Origin of the sequence: Candidatus Sulfotelmatobacter sp., from assembly GCA_035498555.1 — a bacterium.
In the GTDB taxonomy this organism is placed as follows: Bacteria; Eisenbacteria; RBG-16-71-46; order RBG-16-71-46; family RBG-16-71-46; genus DATKAB01.
In genome coordinates, this window is the sequence record DATKAB010000190.1 from 17,042 (window position 1) to 36,614 (window position 19,573).

General features: G+C 69.8%; 15 protein-coding genes. 5 read left to right on the forward strand and 10 right to left on the reverse strand.

The window, feature by feature from the left end; all coding sequences use genetic code 11:
- Window positions 1–176: 176 nt before the first annotated feature.
- Window positions 177–2,387 (forward strand): histidine kinase, encoded by a 2,211-nt coding sequence (locus tag VMJ70_15065; GenBank protein ID HTO92450.1) that lies wholly within the window; start codon window positions 177–179, stop codon window positions 2,385–2,387.
- Window positions 2,384–3,160: a response regulator gene (locus VMJ70_15070; GenBank protein HTO92451.1), complete on the forward strand. Its 777-nt coding sequence runs from the start codon at window positions 2,384–2,386 to the stop codon at window positions 3,158–3,160. Before VMJ70_15065 ends, VMJ70_15070 begins: the two co-directional genes overlap by 4 nt.
- Window position 3,161: 1 nt before the next feature.
- Here the strand turns inward: VMJ70_15070 and VMJ70_15075 are convergent, their stop codons facing one another.
- The 3 genes from VMJ70_15075 to VMJ70_15085 form a co-directional block, all read right to left on the reverse strand.
- The gene (locus tag VMJ70_15075) at window positions 3,162–4,826 is read right to left on the reverse strand and encodes a hypothetical protein (protein HTO92452.1); all 1,665 of its coding nucleotides are present in this window, start codon (window positions 4,824–4,826) and stop codon (window positions 3,162–3,164) included.
- A 10-nt stretch (window positions 4,827–4,836) separates the two neighbouring features.
- Window positions 4,837–8,340, reverse strand: coding sequence for a transcription-repair coupling factor (gene mfd / locus VMJ70_15080; GenBank protein HTO92453.1), 3,504 nt, complete (start codon window positions 8,338–8,340; stop codon window positions 4,837–4,839).
- Between the two features lie 132 nt (window positions 8,341–8,472).
- Complete coding sequence (locus VMJ70_15085; protein HTO92454.1) at window positions 8,473–9,117, reverse strand: redoxin domain-containing protein; 645 nt, start codon at window positions 9,115–9,117, stop codon at window positions 8,473–8,475.
- A gap of 172 nt (window positions 9,118–9,289) precedes the next feature.
- On the opposite strand from VMJ70_15085, the gene VMJ70_15090 reads away from it, so the two are divergent.
- The 3 genes from VMJ70_15090 to VMJ70_15100 all read left to right on the forward strand — a co-directional run bounded on the left by VMJ70_15090 (window position 9,290) and on the right by VMJ70_15100 (window position 11,638).
- Window positions 9,290–10,090 (forward strand): OmpA family protein, encoded by an 801-nt coding sequence (locus tag VMJ70_15090; protein ID HTO92455.1) that lies wholly within the window; start codon window positions 9,290–9,292, stop codon window positions 10,088–10,090.
- A 17-nt stretch (window positions 10,091–10,107) separates the two neighbouring features.
- On the forward strand, window positions 10,108–10,506 hold the full coding sequence (gene mscL / locus VMJ70_15095; protein ID HTO92456.1) for a large conductance mechanosensitive channel protein MscL: 399 nt from the start codon (window positions 10,108–10,110) through the stop codon (window positions 10,504–10,506).
- Between the two features lie 91 nt (window positions 10,507–10,597).
- The gene (locus VMJ70_15100; GenBank protein HTO92457.1) at window positions 10,598–11,638 is read left to right on the forward strand and encodes a DUF3078 domain-containing protein; all 1,041 of its coding nucleotides are present in this window, start codon (window positions 10,598–10,600) and stop codon (window positions 11,636–11,638) included.
- Between the two features lie 19 nt (window positions 11,639–11,657).
- Here VMJ70_15100 and VMJ70_15105 read toward each other — a convergent pair whose 3' ends face one another.
- The 7 genes from VMJ70_15105 to VMJ70_15135 all read right to left on the reverse strand — a co-directional run.
- On the reverse strand, window positions 11,658–13,721 hold the full coding sequence (locus VMJ70_15105; GenBank protein HTO92458.1) for a BatA domain-containing protein: 2,064 nt from the start codon (window positions 13,719–13,721) through the stop codon (window positions 11,658–11,660).
- Window positions 13,721–14,629, reverse strand: a complete 909-nt coding sequence (locus tag VMJ70_15110) for a DUF58 domain-containing protein (protein HTO92459.1) — start codon at window positions 14,627–14,629, stop codon at window positions 13,721–13,723. The genes VMJ70_15105 and VMJ70_15110 overlap by 1 nt, the downstream gene beginning before the upstream one ends.
- Window positions 14,626–15,417 (reverse strand): methyltransferase domain-containing protein, encoded by a 792-nt coding sequence (locus VMJ70_15115; GenBank protein ID HTO92460.1) that lies wholly within the window; start codon window positions 15,415–15,417, stop codon window positions 14,626–14,628. Before VMJ70_15115 ends, VMJ70_15110 begins: the two co-directional genes overlap by 4 nt.
- Window positions 15,418–15,419: 2 nt before the next feature.
- Window positions 15,420–16,208, reverse strand: coding sequence for a class I SAM-dependent methyltransferase (locus VMJ70_15120; protein ID HTO92461.1), 789 nt, complete (start codon window positions 16,206–16,208; stop codon window positions 15,420–15,422).
- A 7-nt stretch (window positions 16,209–16,215) separates the two neighbouring features.
- On the reverse strand, window positions 16,216–17,592 hold the full coding sequence (locus VMJ70_15125) for an amino acid permease (GenBank protein HTO92462.1): 1,377 nt from the start codon (window positions 17,590–17,592) through the stop codon (window positions 16,216–16,218).
- Window positions 17,593–17,627: 35 nt separating this feature from the next.
- On the reverse strand, window positions 17,628–18,659 hold the full coding sequence (locus tag VMJ70_15130) for a MoxR family ATPase (protein HTO92463.1): 1,032 nt from the start codon (window positions 18,657–18,659) through the stop codon (window positions 17,628–17,630).
- Window positions 18,660–18,846: 187 nt separating this feature from the next.
- Window positions 18,847–19,573, reverse strand: a 727-nt coding sequence (locus tag VMJ70_15135) for a hypothetical protein (protein ID HTO92464.1), incomplete at its 5' end; no start/stop codon positions are given.

Here is a 19,573-nt window from a genome sequence, read left to right on the forward strand (position 1 = left end):
CGCCCACCGCGTGGACCACGCCGCGACCGTGACTTACCGGCCGCGCTGGTGTGCCCGGCGTGCCGCGCTCGTCGCAGGATCGCCGCGCGGACCGCCCCCGAACACGATACTCTTAGATCGCCCCGGGGCTTCCCGGGTTGCTCCCCGGAAACCCTCAGGATTCACGAACCTTGAACATGTCTTCTGCCTCCAGCGGCGCGATCGCCGCGCCCTCGTCTTCGCGCACCCCGGTGCGAGCCCGCCGGCTCGTGGCGGTGGGCGTCATCATCCTGTCGGCCGCGATCGGCCTGCCGCGCTTCCTCACCCACTCGCCGTTCTCGCGCTTCGGGGTGCAGCTCGACTGGAGCCATCCCCAGGGCCCGATCCGGGTGAGCAAGGTGGTGGCGCCGCCCTCGCAGGGGCTGCTGCGCGAGAACGATCTGATCGTCTCGGTGGACGGGGAAGCGCTCACGCTCGAGACCGCGCGCGAGCGCGCACGGCAGGGCGGCTGGCCGCGCGGCCCGATCACGGTCCAATACCTGCGCGAGGGCCGGGCCATGCAGGTGGTGCTGCCGCCGGTGCACCTGAGCGCGTGGCAGCGGATCCGGCTCTACACCTGGCAGCTCGCGGCGATGATCGCGGTGCCGCTGGTCGCCTTCCTGCTCGTGTGGCGGCGCCCCGATCTCGGCACCGCCTGGACCTTCCTCGCCTACGCATGCGCACAGGGTCTCAGCGCCCTCTACCAGATCTTCCGCTTCCCGCAGGCCGACTTCGGCCCGGCGTTCCGCTTCTACCTCGAGGCCTATCACGCGCTGACGTTCTTCGCGCCGGCGGTGTTCCTGCACTTCATGACGGTGTTCCCGCGCCCGCGCTGGAGCCGGCGCACCGCGATCTACAGCGTGTGGTTCTGGCTGGTGGTGGCGGCCTACGTGGTGGCGCCGCTGCTGTTCCCGCTGGCCAGCGCGCTCGGCGCGCGCGCCGACGACGTCTACGTGTGGTTCGACGTGATCTGCTACACGCTCGGCACGCTGTCGCTGCTCGAGCGATTCGCGAAGCCCTCGCGCCCCGACTGGTCGCCCAACTGGACCGAGCGGGCACTCGCGGTGGGCGTGGGGGTGACGCTGTTCGCCTCGACCGTGCTCGAGATCGTCGACGCGGTGAGCCCGCAGCCCTATCTGGTGGCGATGACCACGCTGCCGGCGCTGCGCATCCTGTTCACGCTGCTCACGCTCGCCTGGCTCGCCTCGCCGCTGGTGATCGCCTATCTCATCGCCAACGATCCGGCCTTCGATCCGCGCCGGCTGCTGGTGCGGAGCCTCCCGTACGCGCTGCTCTCGGGCGTGCTGGCCGCGCTCTACCTCGCGATCGTGCTGTCGGCGCAGCGCCTGTTCGCGGCCGCCACCGGCGAGCAGGCCATGGCCTTCAACGTGCTGGCGGCGCTGGCGGTGGCGTTCGCGTTTGCACCCTTGCGCTGGCGCGTGCAGCGGGCGCTCGACCGGTTGTTCGGCCGCGACCCCGACGCGCTGCGGCGCGCTCTGGATCAGGCCGGCCACGAGTTGCTGGGGGCGCTCGATCCCTACGAGGTGCGCAGCTCGGTCCAATACGGCATCGAGCATGGCCTCAAGCGCCACGTCGCGATCGACTGGCCCGAGAGCGGCGCGCCGCGCGTCCTGGATCCGGAGGAAGTCCCGGAGGGCGCGCACACCGCGGTCAACAACCTGTTGATGCAGGCCGGCGTGCGCCTCGAGAACCTGGCGCTGCAGTCGCAGCGCGCCGCCGCCGAACGCCGCGAGGTCGAGCTGCGGGAGGCCGCGACCCGCGCCGAGCTGCGGGCGCTGCAGGCCCAGGTGCAGCCGCACTTCCTGTTCAACGCGCTGAACGCGCTTTCCTACCTGACCGAGACCGATCCGCGCGCCGCCCAGCGCTTCGCCGAACGGCTGGCCGACATGCTGCGCTACACGGTGGAAGCCAGCGATCGGCCGGCGGCGCTGCTCTCGGAAGAGATCGACTTCGTCGAGGATTACCTGGGCGTGGCGCGGGAGCGCTACGAGAACCCGCTGGTGTTCGAGGTGCACGGCGATCAGGAGCTGTTGAGCACGGCGGTGCCGCCGCTGCTGCTGCAGCCGCTGGTCGAGAACAGCCTGAAGCACGGCTGCTCGCCCGACGCCCAGCCGCTGCACCTCTCGCTCGACGTCCGGCGCGAGAACGGGAGCATCCGGCTGGAGTTCGCCGATGACGGCGTGAGCAATGGCAACGGCGGCCCCGGGCTCGGCGTGGGGCTGCAGAACCTGGAGCAGCGCATGCGGCGCTTCGCCGGCGGCGGCTCGCGCATGAGCGCGGGCCCGCGTCGCGAGGGTGGTTACGCGGTGACGCTGTACTGGCCGCTGGAGCGCGGAGGACATTCATGAACGAAGCGGCACCGGTGCGGATCCTGATCGCGGACGACGAGCCGCGCGCGCGGCAGTTCCTCGAGAAACTGCTGGGCGAGCACGAGGACGTGGACGTGGTGGGTGCGGCGCGCGGCGGCGTCGAGGCGCTGCAGATGGCGCAGACCCTGACCCCCGAGGCCGCCTTCCTCGACATCCACATGCCGGATCTCTCGGGTCTCGAGGTGGCGAGACAACTGGCGCGGAACGATCGGGTGCCGCTGGTGGTGTTCGTCACCGCCTACGATCGCTACGCGGTCGAGGCGTTCGAGGTGGCGGCGCTCGACTACGTGCTGAAACCGGTGAAGCGCGAGCGGCTGGCCGACACCGTCCGCCGCGTGGTGAGCGAGATCCGCACCGGGCGGCCCGCGTCACGCGGCAAGGAGCTGCGCGAGGCGCTCGAGACACCCGAGCTGGAGCGCCAGTTTCCGCCGCTGCGCCGCCTGCCGGTACGGCATCGCCGCGAGGTGCGCCTGCTCGATCTCGAGCACGTGCCGCTGGTCTTCTCGCGCGACCGGCTGGTGCTGGCGCGGGCCGAAGGCCGCGAGTACCTGGTGGACTACACGCTCCAGGAGCTGGAGCAGCGGCTGCCCGAGGGCACGTTCGTGCGCGTCCATCGCGGGGCGCTGGTCAACATGAACGCGATCGAGTCGTACGGCGGCGAGGACGGCGTACTGGTGCTGAAGCTCAAGGACGGATCGCGCGTGGAGGCCAGCGAGCGCCGCGCCGCCGAGGTACGGCGGAGGCTGAAGTAGCCTAGCTCCCGGCCAGCGGCGGCACCGGCCAGGGCAACCGCTTCAGCTTCTCGCGGTGAACCTCGGTCGGGAAGCTGGTCTGCAGCTGCCGGATCACTTCGCTCAACCGGCGCTCGCGCGCCACTTCCAGCGTCTGCTGCTGGAGCAAGTTGCGCTGCTCCGGCTCGAGATTCGCGAGATCCGGCTGGATCTGCACCTTGGACTCGAGCTGGAAGATGCGCCACTCGCCGGTGCGGAGCCTGAAGGGCCCGTAGCCGTTGCCCGGCTGCATCTGCAGCAGGGTGTTCCGGTACTGAGCCCATTCCATGCTGGGCGGCGAGAAGGTCACGTCCAGCTCTTCCACCGGCGGTGACCCGGGCGCCATCGCCGCCGCCTTGCGCAGATCTCCGGCGTGCGCGGCGTGAGTGGTGAAACGCGCCGCGCCCGCCGAATCCGGGAAGGTCACCACCAGCAGCTTCGCCGATTCGAGCCGGTCGTAGCGCTGGCGGTTGCGTTCGTAGGCCAGGCGCGCGTCGTCCGGCTCCTGCGTGGCCCTGGCCGCCACCTCCTCCTGATAGTAGGCGTCGAGCACGTAGCCGTTGACCGCCTGATCGAGCTCGCGGTTCCACTCGGGATCCTCGGCGATCATCCGGCGGCGCGCTTCGGTCGCCTCGATCTGGTTCGAGCACTGGAGCAGGATCCACTCCTCGATCGAGGGCAGCACGTTGGGATTGGGCCGCTCGCCCTCGCCGGTGAGGAGCGCACGGATCGCGTCCTGCAGCGTGAAGACCCGGTCGCCCTCGGGTGTGTGCCAGCGCGCCAGCGGCTGCGCGCCCAGCTGCGGCGGCAATTGCGCCGGCGTGTTGGGCCCGCCCGCCATGTGCGCGAACAGCGCCTGGCTCCCGCCCGGCACCAGCCGGAGCTGGTACTGCGCGCGCATCTTCTGCTGATTCTGAATCAGCACCGTGCGCTGCTTCCGCTGCCGGATCATCTCGGCGAGCAGCGGGCGCTGCGCGTCGATCGGAACCTGCGGGCGCTTCGAGCGCCGGGTCACGCGCACCACGAACCATCCCTGACCGGGGACCTCGAGCGGCCCGATCAGCTTGCCGATCGGGGCGGTGCGCAGCAGCTGGTCGAGCGGCTCGACCAGGTTGCCCGAGCTCTGATCCCCGAGATCGCCTCCGGGCGGCAGCAGGCCGGTGGGATTGAACTTGTTGGCGACGGCGGCGAAGTCACCGGTGCGCTGGACCTCGTCGAACGCCCCCTGAGCGAGCGCGCGAGTGAAACAGTAGATCGCCTGCATGCGCGCCGAGCTGTCGCGCCAGGCGTAGAGCTGCTCGACCTCGGCGTCGCTCACCGGGATGTTGCGCGGCGCGATCTGACGGTGGAGCGCCTCGCTCAACAGCTCCTTTTCCTTCACGCCGCGGAAGTGGCTGATCAGCGTGTCGCGATACCAGCCGAGATCCTCGGCGTGGCGCAGCATGAGCTGGCGATGGATCAGGTCGTCGAGCAGCATCGCCTTGGCGGAATCCGGTGGGCCCGGGTACTGGTCCTGCGCCGAGCGCGCGGCGGCCAGAAAATCGTTGACCGAGATCTCGCGTCCACCGACGCGGGCGAGCAGGCCGCCATCCTTCGCGCAGCCGGAGAGCAGCGCGGCGGCGAACAGGCCGATCAGGGCGATTCGCATCCGCCACAGCCTAGTGGGGCGCGGGATGCGCCGCAACCGCCGGCGTCATCGCGAACGCCAGCGCCTCGAGCGTCTCGCGCGAGCGATTCAGCAGCACCAGGTCCTCGCCGCGCAGGCGCAGTCCGAATTCGCGACCGCTGAAGAACTCGACCTGGAAGCGGAGCATGCCGACCACCGTGCGGATCTCGGCGGGCGTGAGCGGCCGCCGGAGCGCGATCTCGACCACGTCGTGCATGACGCGCAGACCCTCGACCCAAGCCCCCGCGCCGAGGATGCGCAGCCGGCGCAGCTCGACCAGCGCCACCGCCGGCGAGGGAAGAGCACCGAAGCGATCCATCAGCTCGAGCGTCAGATCGTCGAGTGATCCCAGCTCGCGAGTTTCGGCCAGCCGGCGATAGAGGTTCAGCTTCTCGTGCTCGTCGGGTACGTAGTCGTCGGGCAGGTAGGCGCTCCAGTCGGTGAGCAGCCGCGGCTCGGGCGCGACCTCGGCGGCCTCGCCCTTGAGCGAGGCAACCGCCTCTTCGAGCAGCTTCACGTACAGATCGAAGCCGAGCCCGACGATGAAACCGCTCTGCTCGGGCCCGAGCAGGTTGCCGGCGCCACGGATCTCGAGGTCCTTGAGCGCCACCTTGAAACCCACCCCCAGCTCGTCGAACTCCTCGATCACGCGCAGGCGCTTTTCGGCGTCCTCGGTGAGCACGCGCCGTGACGGCACCAGCAGATAGGCGTAGGCGCGGTGCGACGAGCGCCCGACGCGCCCGCGCAGCTGGTAGAGCTGGGCCAGCCCGAGGGTGTCGGCGCGGTCGACGATCAGGGTGTTGACGGTCGGCATGTCGATGCCCGACTCGATGATCATGGTCGAGACCAGCACGTCGCTCTTCCTCTCGAGGAAGTCGAGCATCACGCGCTCCAGCTCGCGCTCGGCCATCTGGCCGTGGGCCACCGCCACCCGCACCATCGGCACCAGCTTCTGCACGCGCAGCGCGGTGGCCTGAATGGTTTCGACTCGGTTGTGGACGAAGAACACCTGCCCGCCGCGATCCACCTCGCGAAGGATCGCGTCGGTGATCACCTCCTCGTCGACTTCGAGGATCTCGGTGTGCACCGGCAGTCGATCGCGCGGCGGCGTCTCGATCACCGACATGTCGCGCGCGCCCGCCAGGCTCAGATTGAGCGTGCGCGGAATCGGCGTGGCGGTCATCGCCAGCGCATCCACCTGCCGCACCAGCTGGCGGAGCTTCTCTTTCTGCGCCACGCCGAAGCGATGCTCCTCGTCGATCACCACCAGGCCGAGCGCGTGGTAGTGGACATCCTTCGACAGCATGCGATGGGTGCCGATCAGGATGTCGACCTCGCCGCGGGAGAGCGCGGCCAGCGTCTCCTTCTGCTCCTTCGCGGTGCGGAAGCGCGACAGCACCTCGACCCGGATCGGGAAGTCCGCCATGCGCTCGCGGAAGGTGAGCAGGTGCTGCTGGGCGAGAATGGTGGTCGGCACCAGCACCGCCACCTGTTTCCCGTCCTGCACCGCCTTGAACGCGGCGCGGATCGCGACCTCGGTCTTGCCGTAGCCCACGTCGCCGCAGATCAGGCGGTCCATCGGCGAGCCGCGCTCCATGTCGGCCTTCACTTCTTCGATCGCCTTGAGTTGATCGGGGGTTTCGTCGTAGGGGAACGAGGCTTCGAGCTCGCGCTGCCACACCGTGTCCGACTTGAAGCGATGGCCGGGCAGCGCCTTGCGCGCGGCGTACGTCTTGATCAGGTTCTCGGCCATGTCCTGGATGGCGCGTTTCGCCCGCGCCTTGGTCTTCGCCCAGGCGCCCGACCCCAGCCGATGCACCGCCGGTCGCGCGCCTTCTCCGGCGGCGTAGCGCGACACCAGCGCGAGCTGCTGAACCGGCACGAACAGGCGATCCTTTTCGGCGTAGGCGATCTCGACGCAGTCGGTCTCCTGCCCGTTGAGCGTCAGGCGCTTGAGCCCGCGATAGACGCCGACCCCATGGTCCTCGTGCACCACGTAATCGCCGACCTTGAGCGCCGACAGCTCGGCCAGCGAGAGTCCGCCGACGCGTCGCAGCTTCCGGCGGCGTCGCCGGTAGCGCGCGAACACCTCGTGGTCGGTGAGCACCGCGAGCCCGGCCTGGGGCAGGGTGAATCCGGCGGTGACGCCACCGACGCCGAGCGTGGCGCCGGTGTCGCCGAGCAACTCGAACAGCCGGTCGCGCTGGCCGGGGTTGTCACACAGGATGACCGGATGGATGTCGTTGGCGCCGAGCTCGGCGACGTGGCCCTTCAAGCGTTCGAGCGATCGCTGCATCGGCTCGGCGGGGCGGCAATCCGCGACCAGGGTTTCGGCATAGCGCTCGGCCTCGCCGCGCTCGACGACCGCGCCGAGCAGGTCGGCGCCGCGATGGGCGCCGGCCAGGGCGCCGAGCCGATCGGCGCGCAGGAACAGGTCCTGCGGGGGCGAGACCAGCGGGTAGTGCGCCCGCGCCTCCTCGTAGCCGCGGTGGATCAGGCGCTCCAGCTCGTCGAGCCGCTGATCGAGCTTGCCGGGATCGTCGAGCACCACCCACGCATCGGCCGGCAGGTAGTCGGCGAGGCTGCCGGGGGCAGAGTCGTAATGTCCGTAGAAGCGCTCGATCCCTTCGTGGAACAGCGAGGTCGGCATCGGCGCCGGCTCGCGCTCGATCCCGGCGCCGGGTCGCCGAGCCAGCTCGTCGCCGGCGGCGCGCAGCCGCTCGGTCGCGGCCGCGGCTTCTTCCGGCGACAGCGCCATCTCGAAGCGCGGCAGCACCGTGGCCTCGCCGAGCTGTTCGAGCGAGCGCTGCGTGCCGGAATCGAAGCGTCGGATCGAGGCGATCGTGTCGCCGTCGAACTCGACCCGCAGCGGATCGGCGCTGCCCGCGGCGTAGACGTCGAAGATGCCGCCGCGCCGTGCGAACTGGCCCATCGCCTCGACCTCGGGCAGTCGTTCGTAGCCGAGCAGCACCAGGCGCTCGGCGAGCGCGAGCGGATCGATCTCGGCGCCGACCCTGAGGCGCACCACCGCGCGGCGCAGCCGCTCGGACGCCGGGATCTTCTGCAGCACACCGCGCGCGGTCGCGAGCACGATGCCACGCTCGCCGCCGGCGAGCCGCGCCAGCGTTTCGAGTCGTTGCGCGGTGAGCGCGGGATGGGGAGAGGCGGCGTCGTAGGGCAGCACGTCGGGTTCGGGAAAAGCGAGCACCGCGCCCGGACCGCGGAAGTACTCGAGGTCGTCGCGCCATTCCTCGAACGGCTCGCCATGCGGGACCACCAGCACCAGCGTGCCGCCCAGCGAATGATGGAGCCACGAGATCAGCAGGCCGCGCGCCGAGCCGGTCAGGCCGCGCATGCCGATGCGCGCAGGCTTGCCCTGCGCCTCGACCGCCAACGCCGCGAGCAGGCGCTGCGCCTCGGGCAGCCGCTCGACGTAACGCAGCAGGGATGCCGCCAGCGGATCTTCGAGATAGGTTTCCAGCGGTTTCGTGGTCATTGGGTCGGGACCAAGCACGAAAAGCCGCCACGGATTCTCCGCGGCGGTTCCATACATCGCGGCTCGTTCCCCGCGACACAGGCGAAGCTAGCAGGGGGCACCCGCGCTCTCAACCCGACGCGGGTGGTGCGGTCAGTGGACCGAGGAGGTTTCCGTGGTCGCGGAATTCCTGCCGAACATCCGGGCGAGGCGCGCTTCGAGATCGCTGGCCACCAGGTCGCAGCGCGCATGGCGCGGGTCGGTGCTGTGATGGTATTCGCCCCCGCCCTGCACCCAGCAGATCTTCCCTTCCCGATCGATCAGGAAGGAAACCGAGGTCCAGTTGCGCTCCGGATGTCCCGCGAGCCAGTAACGTGACAGCGTCGTCCACTGTTCGTCGATCGCGAGCGGGCCGTGGAAGCCACGCTCCTCCGCCGCGCGCTTCACGTCGGCGTCCTTGACCGGATGCGGTGGCTTGGGATGGAACACGCCGATCACCACCAGGCCATCCTTCTGGTAGCGCGTGCGCAGCGCTTCGATCTCGGGCAGCGTCGCTTCGCAGTAGTGGCAGTCCACGTTCCACCAGCGCATCAGCACCACCTTGCCGCGCAGCTTCTCGAGCGAAAGCGGCGCACCCACCCAGCGGGTGAAGCTCCACGACGGGGCGGGCCTGCCGATCAGCTCGGCGCCCGAATCCGGATCGTCGGCCGGCATGCCGCAGGAGTTCGCCGGCGCGCTTCCGAACAGCAGGGCACCGGCGAGCAGCAGCGTGGAAATGCCCGTCCGGAACGGATTCATGACGCGCCAGACTAGCCCCTTCGCGCCACCGCCACCAGAGCCGCGAAGCGCTCGCCGGGCGGACTCGAAACTCGTGGGTGCGCAAGCCTCCGGAATCGGCTATAGCTTTCCGCTCTGCATCGGGGTGCGCTGCCCCGAAATCCGACGGGCACTCTTATCCAGGAGGTGTCTCGTGAAGCGCATCGTGCTGTGCGCACTTTTCATGGTGATCGCCGCCGGCGCGCGCGCAGGCGCGCCCACCGGCCCCCATGTCGATCCCAAGGCCCCCTGCTACCGCTGGCCGGCCGTGGACTGGGACGAAGACGGCGTGTTCGATCGCGTCGACAAATGTCCGAACACGCCGCACGGCTGCTCGGTGGACCAGTGGGGGTGCTCGCTCGACGGCGATGGCGATGGCGTCTGCGACGGGCTCGACCAGTGCCCGAACACGCCGGCCGGCCTCAAGGTGGACAAGGATGGCTGTGCCGAAATCGAGCGCACCAGGATGTCGGCGCGCTCCGCCCCGACGCCTGCGCGGGAAGCACCACCGCCGCAGCCGCCGCCGCCGCCGCCGCCCGCGCCGGTGAGCCCGATGGAGCGCAATCTGATCGAGACCGGCAGCATCCGGCTCGAGAACGTGTACTTCGAGTCCGGCAGCAACAAGCTGCTGCCCGAATCGGAGAGCACGCTCGACGAGGCGGGATCGGTGCTCGAGAAGTTCGCCGACGTCAAGGTCGAGGTGCAGGGCCACACCGACACGCGCGGTCCGGCCGCCTACAACATGAAGCTCAGTCAGAAGCGCGCCGAGGCGGTACGGCAGTACCTGCTCGATCACTTCCATCTGCGTCCCGAGAACTACACCGCCAGGGGTTACGGCGAAACCCAGCCCGAGACCCGGGAACGCAACGAAGAAGAACTGCTGCGCAACCGTCGCGTGGTGCTCAAGGTCACGAACCCCGAGGTGCTGCCGCGCGGGGTCGAAGTCACTCATTAGCGCCGGGAGGCCACGCGATGATCAAGGAGTTCAGGGACTTCCTGCTGAAGACCAACGCGCTCGCGCTGGCGGTGGGCGTCATCATCGGCGGCGCGGTCGGCAAGGTGGTCAGCTCGCTGGTGGCCGACATCCTCATGCCGATCATCGGCCTCGCGATTCCCGGCGGTGAGTGGCGCGAGGCCAAGCTGGTGCTGACGCACAAGGCCGACGGCTCGGTGGGCGCCGCGGTGTCGTATGGCAATTTCCTCGGCTCGGTCGTGGATTTCGTGATCATCGCCTTCTGCGTGTTCATGATCACCAAGGCCCTGCTGCGCGAGAAGCCGGCGCCGGGGCCCGCCACCAAGGTGTGCCCGGAGTGCAAGGAAGTGATTCCCGCAGACGCCCGCAAGTGCCGCGCCTGCGCGAGCACGGTCTAGCCGCTCGCCACCAGGATCAGGCCGCGCCGTTCTCACGAGCGGCGCGGCTTTCTTTCCCCACCCCACCCGTCGCCACCCCAGGAGACTCGCCATGAGACTCGCGATCGCGCTTTGCCTTTCGCTGCTTCCGTTCGCCACCGCCCCGGCACTCGCCCAGAGCGCCGACAGCACCACCGCGGTCCAGCGCTGGAAGCGCACCGGTGTCCTCAGCCTCGACGTGACGCAAGGCTCGTTCAGCGACAACTGGGCGGGTGGCGACAACGGTTCGTTCGTGTGGGTCGCCAATCTGAACAGCACCGCCGAGAAGCAGTTCGGCCCGCGCTTCAACCTCCAGAATCGGCTGGAGCTGGCCTACGGCCAGACCGCGCAGCAGGTGCAGCAGGCGAATTCGACCAAACGGGTGTGGCAGACGCCCGACAAGACCACCGACCGCATCCTGTTCGAGTCCACCGGTCGCTTCACCACCGGCTCGTGGGCCGAGCCCTACGCCGGGCTGCGTCTCGATTCGCAGTTCCGCGACGAGAGCTACGCACCGGTCGCGATCCTCGATTTCAATCCGGTCAAGCTCAAGGAGTCGGCGGGCATGATCCGCGTGTTCGTGAAGACCGCCGACCGCGAGGCGGTGTCGCGGCTCGGCGTCGGCGCCCGTCAGACCATCGGCCGCAGCATCAACGCCGTCACCCTCGCCACCGAGCACTTCACCAGCAGCGACGGCGGTCTCGAATGGCAGACCAACGTCACGCAGCCGCTATTCGGGAGCAAGGTGGTCTACAAGGGCGAGCTGCTGATCTTCCAGGCGCTGATCTATTCGCAGGCCACCGCGCTCAACGACTACGTGGCGAAGCTGCGCACCGGCGACGCCACTCAGCCCGCCGATCCCCATGCCGAGAACGTGGCCGATTTCTGGAAGGCGCCCGACGTCAATTTCCAGAACACCTTCACCACCCACATCACCAGGTACCTGGGGGTGAATCTGTTCGTGCAATGGGTCTACGACAAGTTCGACAATGCCGCCAACGTCAACCCGTCCCAGAATCTCGACGTTCTATCTCCGGAAGTGAGCAAGAACATCCGCAAGTCCGGCCAGTTCAAGGAGACGCTGGCGCTGAACTTCAAGTTCTCGATCTTCTGACGCGTTCGGAGTTCGGCGTTCAGGCGGCGCGCGAGTCGGCGGGCCTGGCGGGCGTTCCCAGCCCCCAACGGCCGAGGAGGGTCTCGGCCACCAGCAACAGCAGCGCGAGGGTCACGAACCAGCTCCACAGCTCGCGACCGTAGCGCGCCTCGCGCACGCGCCGGGCGAGATCGGCGCCGGGATGGAGCACCGACGCGCGCCCGGCGGGGAATCGGCCGAGCAGCTCCGGTTCGGGCAGCGGCTCGAGGTCCGACTCGCCCGCATCGACGTTGACCGCGAACGAGGAGCGCAGCCGGCCGTTCTGCAACACGCGGTAGAGCCCGGGGGCTTCGATGGGCGCCGACTGGAGCCGCGTCGTGCCGCGGTCGGCGCGCAGCTCGGAAGCCAGCTCGTTGCCGTTCGAATCCTCGATGCGCCAGGCGCCGGTGCTGGCGGGCGCCCCGTAGCGGTCTCCGGGCGCGTACGACGCGGCCGCCGAGCCGCGCGCCACCACTTTCACGATCTGGTGCACGAGCGGCAGGAACGCACCGCTCACCGCGAAGTCGGAGGCGTCGGGCGACAGTGAGGCGATCAGGAACAACGCGTGCGGCGTCTCGACCAGGGCGGCGTGGGCGGCGTCGTACTCGAGCAACGCCCGCCCGCGGCTGCCGGGCGTGAAGGCGCGCACCCGCTGGAATCGTGCGCTCGAGAGCGGCTCGCCCGGCCGCGCCGGGAATCCGGCGAGCACCGGATGCACCGGCACCACGCGCGACAGCCGCCAGGCCGAGCCCTCGGGCGCCTCGGCCACCGGCCCGAGGGTTCCGGCGCCCAGCTCGCGCAGCAGCGAGCCGTTCCAGAACTCGGCGTCGGAGCGCTCGTCGAGCGCCACGAACAACGGCCCGCCGGCACGGGCGTAGTCGAGCACCGCCTGCAGCTCGGCCGGACCCAGCCGCTCGAGACCCGAGAGCACCAGGACGTCGGCCTCGGCGAGGCGCTCGGCGAGATGCGCCGCATCCACGCGCTCGACCGCGAGCCCCGAGGCCGGCGAGCCGGCCGCCAGAGCGAGCGCGAGCGGCGATGGCGGTCCGTCTTCTCGGAGCAGCACGCGCAGCGTTCCCGCGCGTCCGGCGGCGAAGTAACGGACGTTGTCGAGCGCCAGCGCGTCGTCGGGAATGTGCGCCACGCCGCCGGTCTCGGGCGCGGCGGAGAGCGGCAGCAGCGTCGCGGCCTGCCCGCGGCTCGGCAGGTTGAGGAAGCCGCGGCCGATCTCGGCGCCGCCCGCCGTCACCTGCACCGCGCGATCGCCGGCGCTCGCGCCGTAGCTCGCGCCGGTGACGCTGAGCGCGGCGCCGTTCTCGGCCGGAGCGAGCGAGGCGTCGAGCAGCGCGGCGTTGGCCCGGCTCACCGGAGGGGTGGGCAATAGATAGGTGCGTACGTTGTTCCAGGCGCCGGCCGGAAGCGGCGAGGAGCCGGCGCCCTCGCGGTCGGCGCCCGCGTGGAATCCGGCGCGCTGGAAGTCCGAGATCCAGAACAGCTCGCGGTTGAGCGCGTGGCTTTCGGAGAGCGCGCGCGCCGCGAACGCGAGCGCCAGGTCGTGGTCCGTGGTGCGCGCCGAGGGCTCGAGCCCCTGGAGCGCCGCGCGCAGGCGCGGCAGGTCCGAGCTCGGCCGCGGAGTCACCGGCCTCACCTGGTCGTCGTAGGGCACCAGCAGCAGCTCGTCGGCAGGGCCGAGCGTGGTGAAGAGGTCCTCGACGGCGCGGCGCGCGTCGAGGAACACCGGGCCGTGCAATCCGTCTGCGGTCATGCTGCCGCTGCGATCCAGCAGCGCCACCACGGTGGTGGCGGCGCGCCCGCCGCCCGACGAGCCCCGCAGCGCCGGGCGCGCCATGGCCAGCGCCAGCGCCGCCACCGCCAGCGCCCGCAGCAGCAGGAGCAGCCACTGACGGAGGCGCAGGCGCCGGATCTCGCTCTGGTTCACCTCGGTGAGGAATTCCAGCGACGGGAACTTCACCTCGCGCGGGCGGCGCCGCGTGAACAGGTGAATGATGATCGGGATCGAGGCTGCCGCCAGCCCGAACAGGAAGAGCGGGTTGAGGAAATTCATCACATCAGCCGCGAGCGTTTCTCGAGGTAGGCGAGCAGCGCGCGATCGAAAGGCGTGCGCGTGTCGAGCGGCACGTAGTCGATCAGGTGTTCGCGGCAGCTGCGGCGATAGTGCTCCTGCCAGGCCGCCAGCTTCTCGCGGTAGCGCCGCGCGATCTCCCACGGCTCGGTGGTGAGCCGCGCGCCGCTTTCCATGTCCACGAACGTCGAGGTATCGGTGTAGGGAAACTCCGATTCGTCGGGATCGAGGATGTGGAACACCACGACCTCGTGCTGGCGGTGGCGGAAGTGCTGCAAGCCGAACAGCACGTCTTCGGGTTTGTCGAGCAGGTCCGACAACAGCACGATCAGGCCGCGGCGCTTGATGCGCTCGGCCAGCTCGTGGAGCGCGGGACCGAGGCGCGTGCGGCCCTCGGGCTCGCCGGCGCCCAGGGTCTTGAGCAGCACGTCGAGATGCGAGCGCACCGCCCGCGCCGGCACGAACTGGCGCGGATGCTCGGCGAAGGTGAGCACGCCGACCGCGTCCTGCTGCTGGAGCATGAGATAGGCGAGCGCCGCCGCCAGCGAGCGCGCGTAGTCGAGCTTGCTCATTACCGCGCGGGCCGATCGGAAGCCCATCGAGCCCGACAGATCCAGCAGCAGGTGGCAGCGCAGGTTGGTTTCCTCGGTGTATTGCTTGACCAGCAGGCGATCGGTGCGCGCCCACACCTTCCAGTCGAGGTTCTTGAGCGGGTCGCCCGGCATGTACGGGCGATGCTCGGCGAACTCGACACTGAAGCCGTGAAACGGCGAACGGTGCATGCCGGCGATGAAGCCCTCCACCACCAGCCGCGCGCGCACGTCGAGGTGGCCGAGCCGCGCCACCACCGCCGGGTCGAGATAGACCTGAGGTCCGCCGGCGGTGGTCATTCCGCGTATCCCCAGGCGATCATCGGCTGATCGGGGCGCTCGAGGGGACCGCCCTCGAAGCCACCCTGGATTTCCCAGCGCGGAAAACCGGCGGTGCGCAGCAGCAGCTCCATCTCCCAGCGATAGACCCAGCGCTGATTGGCCTCGGCGCGATGCGTGGCGATCTGCGCGCCGGTGGCGTCCAGCTCGCGGATCTCCATGCGCGAGCGCTGGAGCTGCAGCACCGGGTCCTTGAAGCGTGTGTCCCACATCTGCAGGCGATGGTCGCTGCCGGGAATCGTGATCTCGCGCTCGAGCACCGGCTCGCCGTCGGGTTCGCTCCAGTACCGGGGCGCGGGAAAGCTCATGAACACCACCGCCGCGCCGCCCGGAGCCAGGTGCCGGCGCATGCAGGCCAGCGCGCGGAGCTGGTCGTCGACCGTCTCACAGTGGGCGAAGGCGTTGAAGGCACAGATGACGCGCGCGTAGCGGCGCGGCATGGTGAAGTCGCGCATGTCGGCGAGCTCGAGGCGCGGATGGAAGCCGCGCGCCGCCGCGCGCTCGCGCGCACGCGCCAGCATCGGCGCCGAGGCGTCGAGGCCGTCGGCGTCGATGCCGGCGTCCAGCAGCCGCAGCAGCACGCGCCCGGTGCCGCAGCCGACGTCGAGCAGCGCGCCCGGCCCGCGACCAGCCGCCTCGCCCTCGCGCGCCACGCGCAGCCAGAACGCCTGATCGAAGTCGAGGTCGTCGAGCATCCGGTCGTAGAGCTCGGGCTGATCGTAGGGAGAATCGACGCGCTCTTCGCTCACGATCAGTCCACCCATGCGTGCCACAGGAGGGAGTCGCCTTCGCGAATCGGTCGATCGGGCGGCGGCCCGGACTCGCCGATCCGGGGCATCGGCAGCGCCTCCCAGCGCGTGAACCCGGCGGCGCGCAGCAGCAGCTCCATCTCGGGCTTGTAGACGTAGCGCAGATCGAAGCGCAGCTCGCGCGCTCCGACCACCTCGCCCGACGGCGCGACGAACTCGACCCGCCGCTCGACGTGCTGTCGCTGTTCGACGGGATCGAGCGTCACCGCGTCGATCACCCGAAGAGTTCCCGGGGCGAGCCGATTCGGGATCTCCTTCACCAGGTGAGACGTGCCGTCGAAACCGGCCATCAGCTTCGGGTCGGGATGGAAGGCGCTGAGGTGCAGCCGCCCGCCGGGGAGCAGATGCTCGCGGCAGCGGGTGAGCGTCGCGATCTGGTCATTCTGGGTGAGGTTGTGCAGAAAGGCGCTGAACGGAATGGTGACCAGCGCAAAACGGCGATCGAGCGCGAAGTCGCGCATGTCGGCGCGATGAAGCCGCGCCGCGAGGCGGCGCTCAGCGAGCCGCCGCCGCAGCGCCGCCAGCATATCGTCGCTCAGATCGAGCCCCTCGGCGTCGACGCCGGCTTCGAGCATCGGGATCAGCACGCGGCCGTCTCCGCAGGCGATCTCCAGCACCGGCCCGCCCGCCGACTTCGCATCGCCGACGTGGATCGGGACGTCGGCGACCATGTCGGCGTAAATCGCATCGTAGAGCTCGGGATCGGCGTAGTAGGGGGCGGTGGCGTTCATGAATGCCTCACGCGCCCCGGCGTCCACGCCACAGCCAGTAGACCGGGAAGCCGGTCAAGGCGATCAGCACGCCGGCCATGGCGCGCGGAATCGGCGTGTGCGGGATCGAGCCGCTGTTGGTGAAGTCGCTCCAGATGATGATCGCGGTCACCAGCAGGAACATCAGTGGCGTGAGCGGATAGAGCGGCGTGCGATACGAGGCCGGCTCCTGTTCTCCGCGCGCCACCTTGCGGCGCTGGACGAAGATGGTCGCGGTGGTCACCGCGTAGAACGCCCACGAGGTGGTGACGAACCAGCCCGACACGTCGTCGAAGCCGCTCGCGGCCTTGAGCCACAGGCACGACAGCACCGCCTGGATCCAGAGCGCGGTGGACGGCGTCTCGCGGCGCCGATCCAGCGCGGCCAGCGGCTTCCAGAGCAGGCCGTCGGCGGCCGCCGCCTGCGTGACCCGCGGGCCGGTCAGGATCGCGCCGTTGGTGGTGCCGAAGGTCGAGATCGCCACCAGCACCGCCAGCGCCTTCATGCCCCATCCGCCCAGGAGTCGCGAGATGGTCTCGGAGCCGACCGCCTCGTAGCTCGCCACCTCGTTGGCGCCGAGCACGTGATAGTAGGCGAAGTTGGTGAGCACGTAGACCGCGATCACCAGCCAGGTGCCGCCGAGGATCGCGATCGGCATGTTGCGCTGCGGATCGAGCACCTCGCCGGCCACGTACGTCGAGTCGGTCCAGCCATCGTAGGCGAACAGGATGGTGATCATGGACAGCGCGAAGGCCAGCAGCAGCGGATGCCCGGCGTTCCCCGCCGCCATCGCATGCTCGACCGGAGTCGGCGCGTGCGTCGTGGGAAGCGCGAACGCCGCCACGCACAGCGCGAGGATGCCGATCACCTTGGCGGTGGTGAACAACGACTGCGTTCCCGCGCCCTCTTTGACTCCGAGCCAGTTGATGAAGGTGAGCAGCACGATGCTGGCGCAGCCGACCGTGAACTCGGCCGAATGGCCCCAGCCCATGACCTGGCAGAAGTAAAGCGCGAACACGCTGGTGATCGAGGCGATCACGGTCGGCTTGATCACCCACAGGTTCGCCCACCCGAAGACGAACCCCCACGCGTCGCCGAAGCCCTCGCGGATAAACACGTAGAGCCCGCCGGTTTTCGGATGCCGCACCGCCAGCTCGGTCAGGACCAGCGAGCCGCAGATCGAAAGCAGGCCGCCCACGACCCAGGCCATGATCACCGGCGTGAAGCCGGGCAGCTCCTGCGCCACCGAGTGCGGCGAGCGGAAGATGCCCGAGCCGATGATGTTGCCGACCGTGATCGCGGTGGCGGCGTACAGGCCGATCTGGCGATGCCACTCGTGGGCGGGACGGAGCGACGTTTCGGCCATGGCGAATCCTCGGAGTGGGAAGCCGAAGCGCGTCGCTACTCGACCGGCACGCTTTTCAGCAGATCGGCGATGATGCGGTCGGGTTTGATGCCCTCGGCCTCGGCGGTGAAGTTGGTGACGATGCGGTGGCGCAGCACCGCCGGCGCCACTGCCTGCACGTCCTCGATGCCGGGCGCAAATCGCCCGCGCAACACCGCGCGCGTCTTGGCGCCCAGCACCAGGTACTGCGAGGCGCGTGGGCCCGCGCCCCACGACACCCACTGCCGCACGAAGTCGGGCGCGCCGTTGGCGGCCGGCGCGCCTTCGCCGCCCACGCTGCCCGAACGCGTCGCGCGTGCGAGGCGCACCGCGTAGCTCACCACGTGGTCGGCGGCCGGGACACGGCGCACCAGCCTCTGCAGCTCGAGGATCTGCGCCGCGCCCAGCACCCGATCGATCGAGGCCTGGTAGGCCGAGGTGGTCAGCGCCACGATCTTCTCTTCCTCGTCCTGCTTCGGGTAGTTCACGTGCACGTGGAACATGAACCGGTCGAGTTGCGCCTCGGGGAGCGGGTAGGTGCCTTCGAGCTCGATCGGATTCTGGGTGGCGAGCACGAAGAAGGGAAGCTCGAGCTTGTAGGTCTCGCCGCCAGCCGTGACTTCCTTCTCCTGCATCGCCTGGAGCAGCGCCGCCTGGGTCTTGGGCGGTGTGCGGTTGATCTCGTCGGCCAGCACGATGTTGGCGAACACCGGGCCGCGGATGAAACGAACATGGCGGCGGCCGGTGGGCTGATCCTGCTCGAGCACGTCGGTGCCGGTGATGTCGCTCGGCATCAGATCGGGCGTGAACTGGATGCGGCTGAACTTGAGGTCGAGCACACGCGCCAGGCTCGAGATGAGTAGCGTCTTGGCCAGCCCGGGCACCCCGACCAGCAGCACGTGGCCGTTGGCGAAGAGCGCGGTCAGGAGCTGATCGACGACGTCGTCCTGGCCGACGATCACCTTGCGCAGCTCGGTGAGAATCTTCTCGCGGGCGTTCTTGAGCGCATCGACGGCCTGCAGGTCGGAAGCGGCAGTTTCGGGCGTCACGGAGGCCTCGTCGGGCTCGGGAATCGTGGGCGCGCCCGCGATCGGACGCGCGCGGTGCAAAGAGGCGGAAAGCCTAGCACGCGCGCTTTTGGGCGGACAATCGAAGCGCCGCGCGCGGCGCGTTGCGCGACGGACGAGGCCCGCGTCGTGACGATTCGTTGACGAGTCAGGCCGATTCGAGGGTGCATCACTCGAGGACGACGAGCCGGCTGGCACGAGACTCGGGCGTGTCGAGCGGGCGGAGGAAGTAGAGCCCGGCGGGGATCCGCCGGCCCACTCGGTCGCGGAGGTTCCAGGCGAACGCGCCCCGCGGGCCAATCGCGCCATCGAGCACGGTGCGCCCCGCGAGGTCGAGAATTCGGAATCGCGCGCCGGGCCTGCCGATGAGCATCGCCCGGGCCCGCGCCGGATTGGGCGAGGCGTGCAACCGGGGTTCCGAGCCCGTGGAGGGGGCAAGGCCGAGCGTCGCCGGCGCGCGCCCTGGACCCAGCACCGTGAACCCGATGCGCGCCTCATCGGGCGGCAGCGGCAGCCAGCCGTCGAGCGAGTCGGGCGGGTCGGGCACGTGATAGAGGTAGCCGCGCAGGGTCACCGTTCGCCCGAGACGCGTGGCGACCTCGGCCCACGGCGCGTAGTGGTCGAGGTGGAAGTCACCACGCAGCGCCATGGTGCCGCCGACGCGTGGCCAGACCCGGGCCGAATCGGTGAACGAATCGGGCAACGCGAGCGTCGCGCTCACCTCCACCAGCTCGGCGAGCCGGTGGTTCCACCATGTTCCGCGATCGAAGGTGCCGAACGAATCCGCCGCCACTCTCAGCGTGTCGAACACGCCGGTCGGACGCGCGATGGTCTCGGTTTCATCGTGCCAGACGCCGGTGCCGGGCGGGATCAGCCGCAGCGCCGCCGCGGCGTCG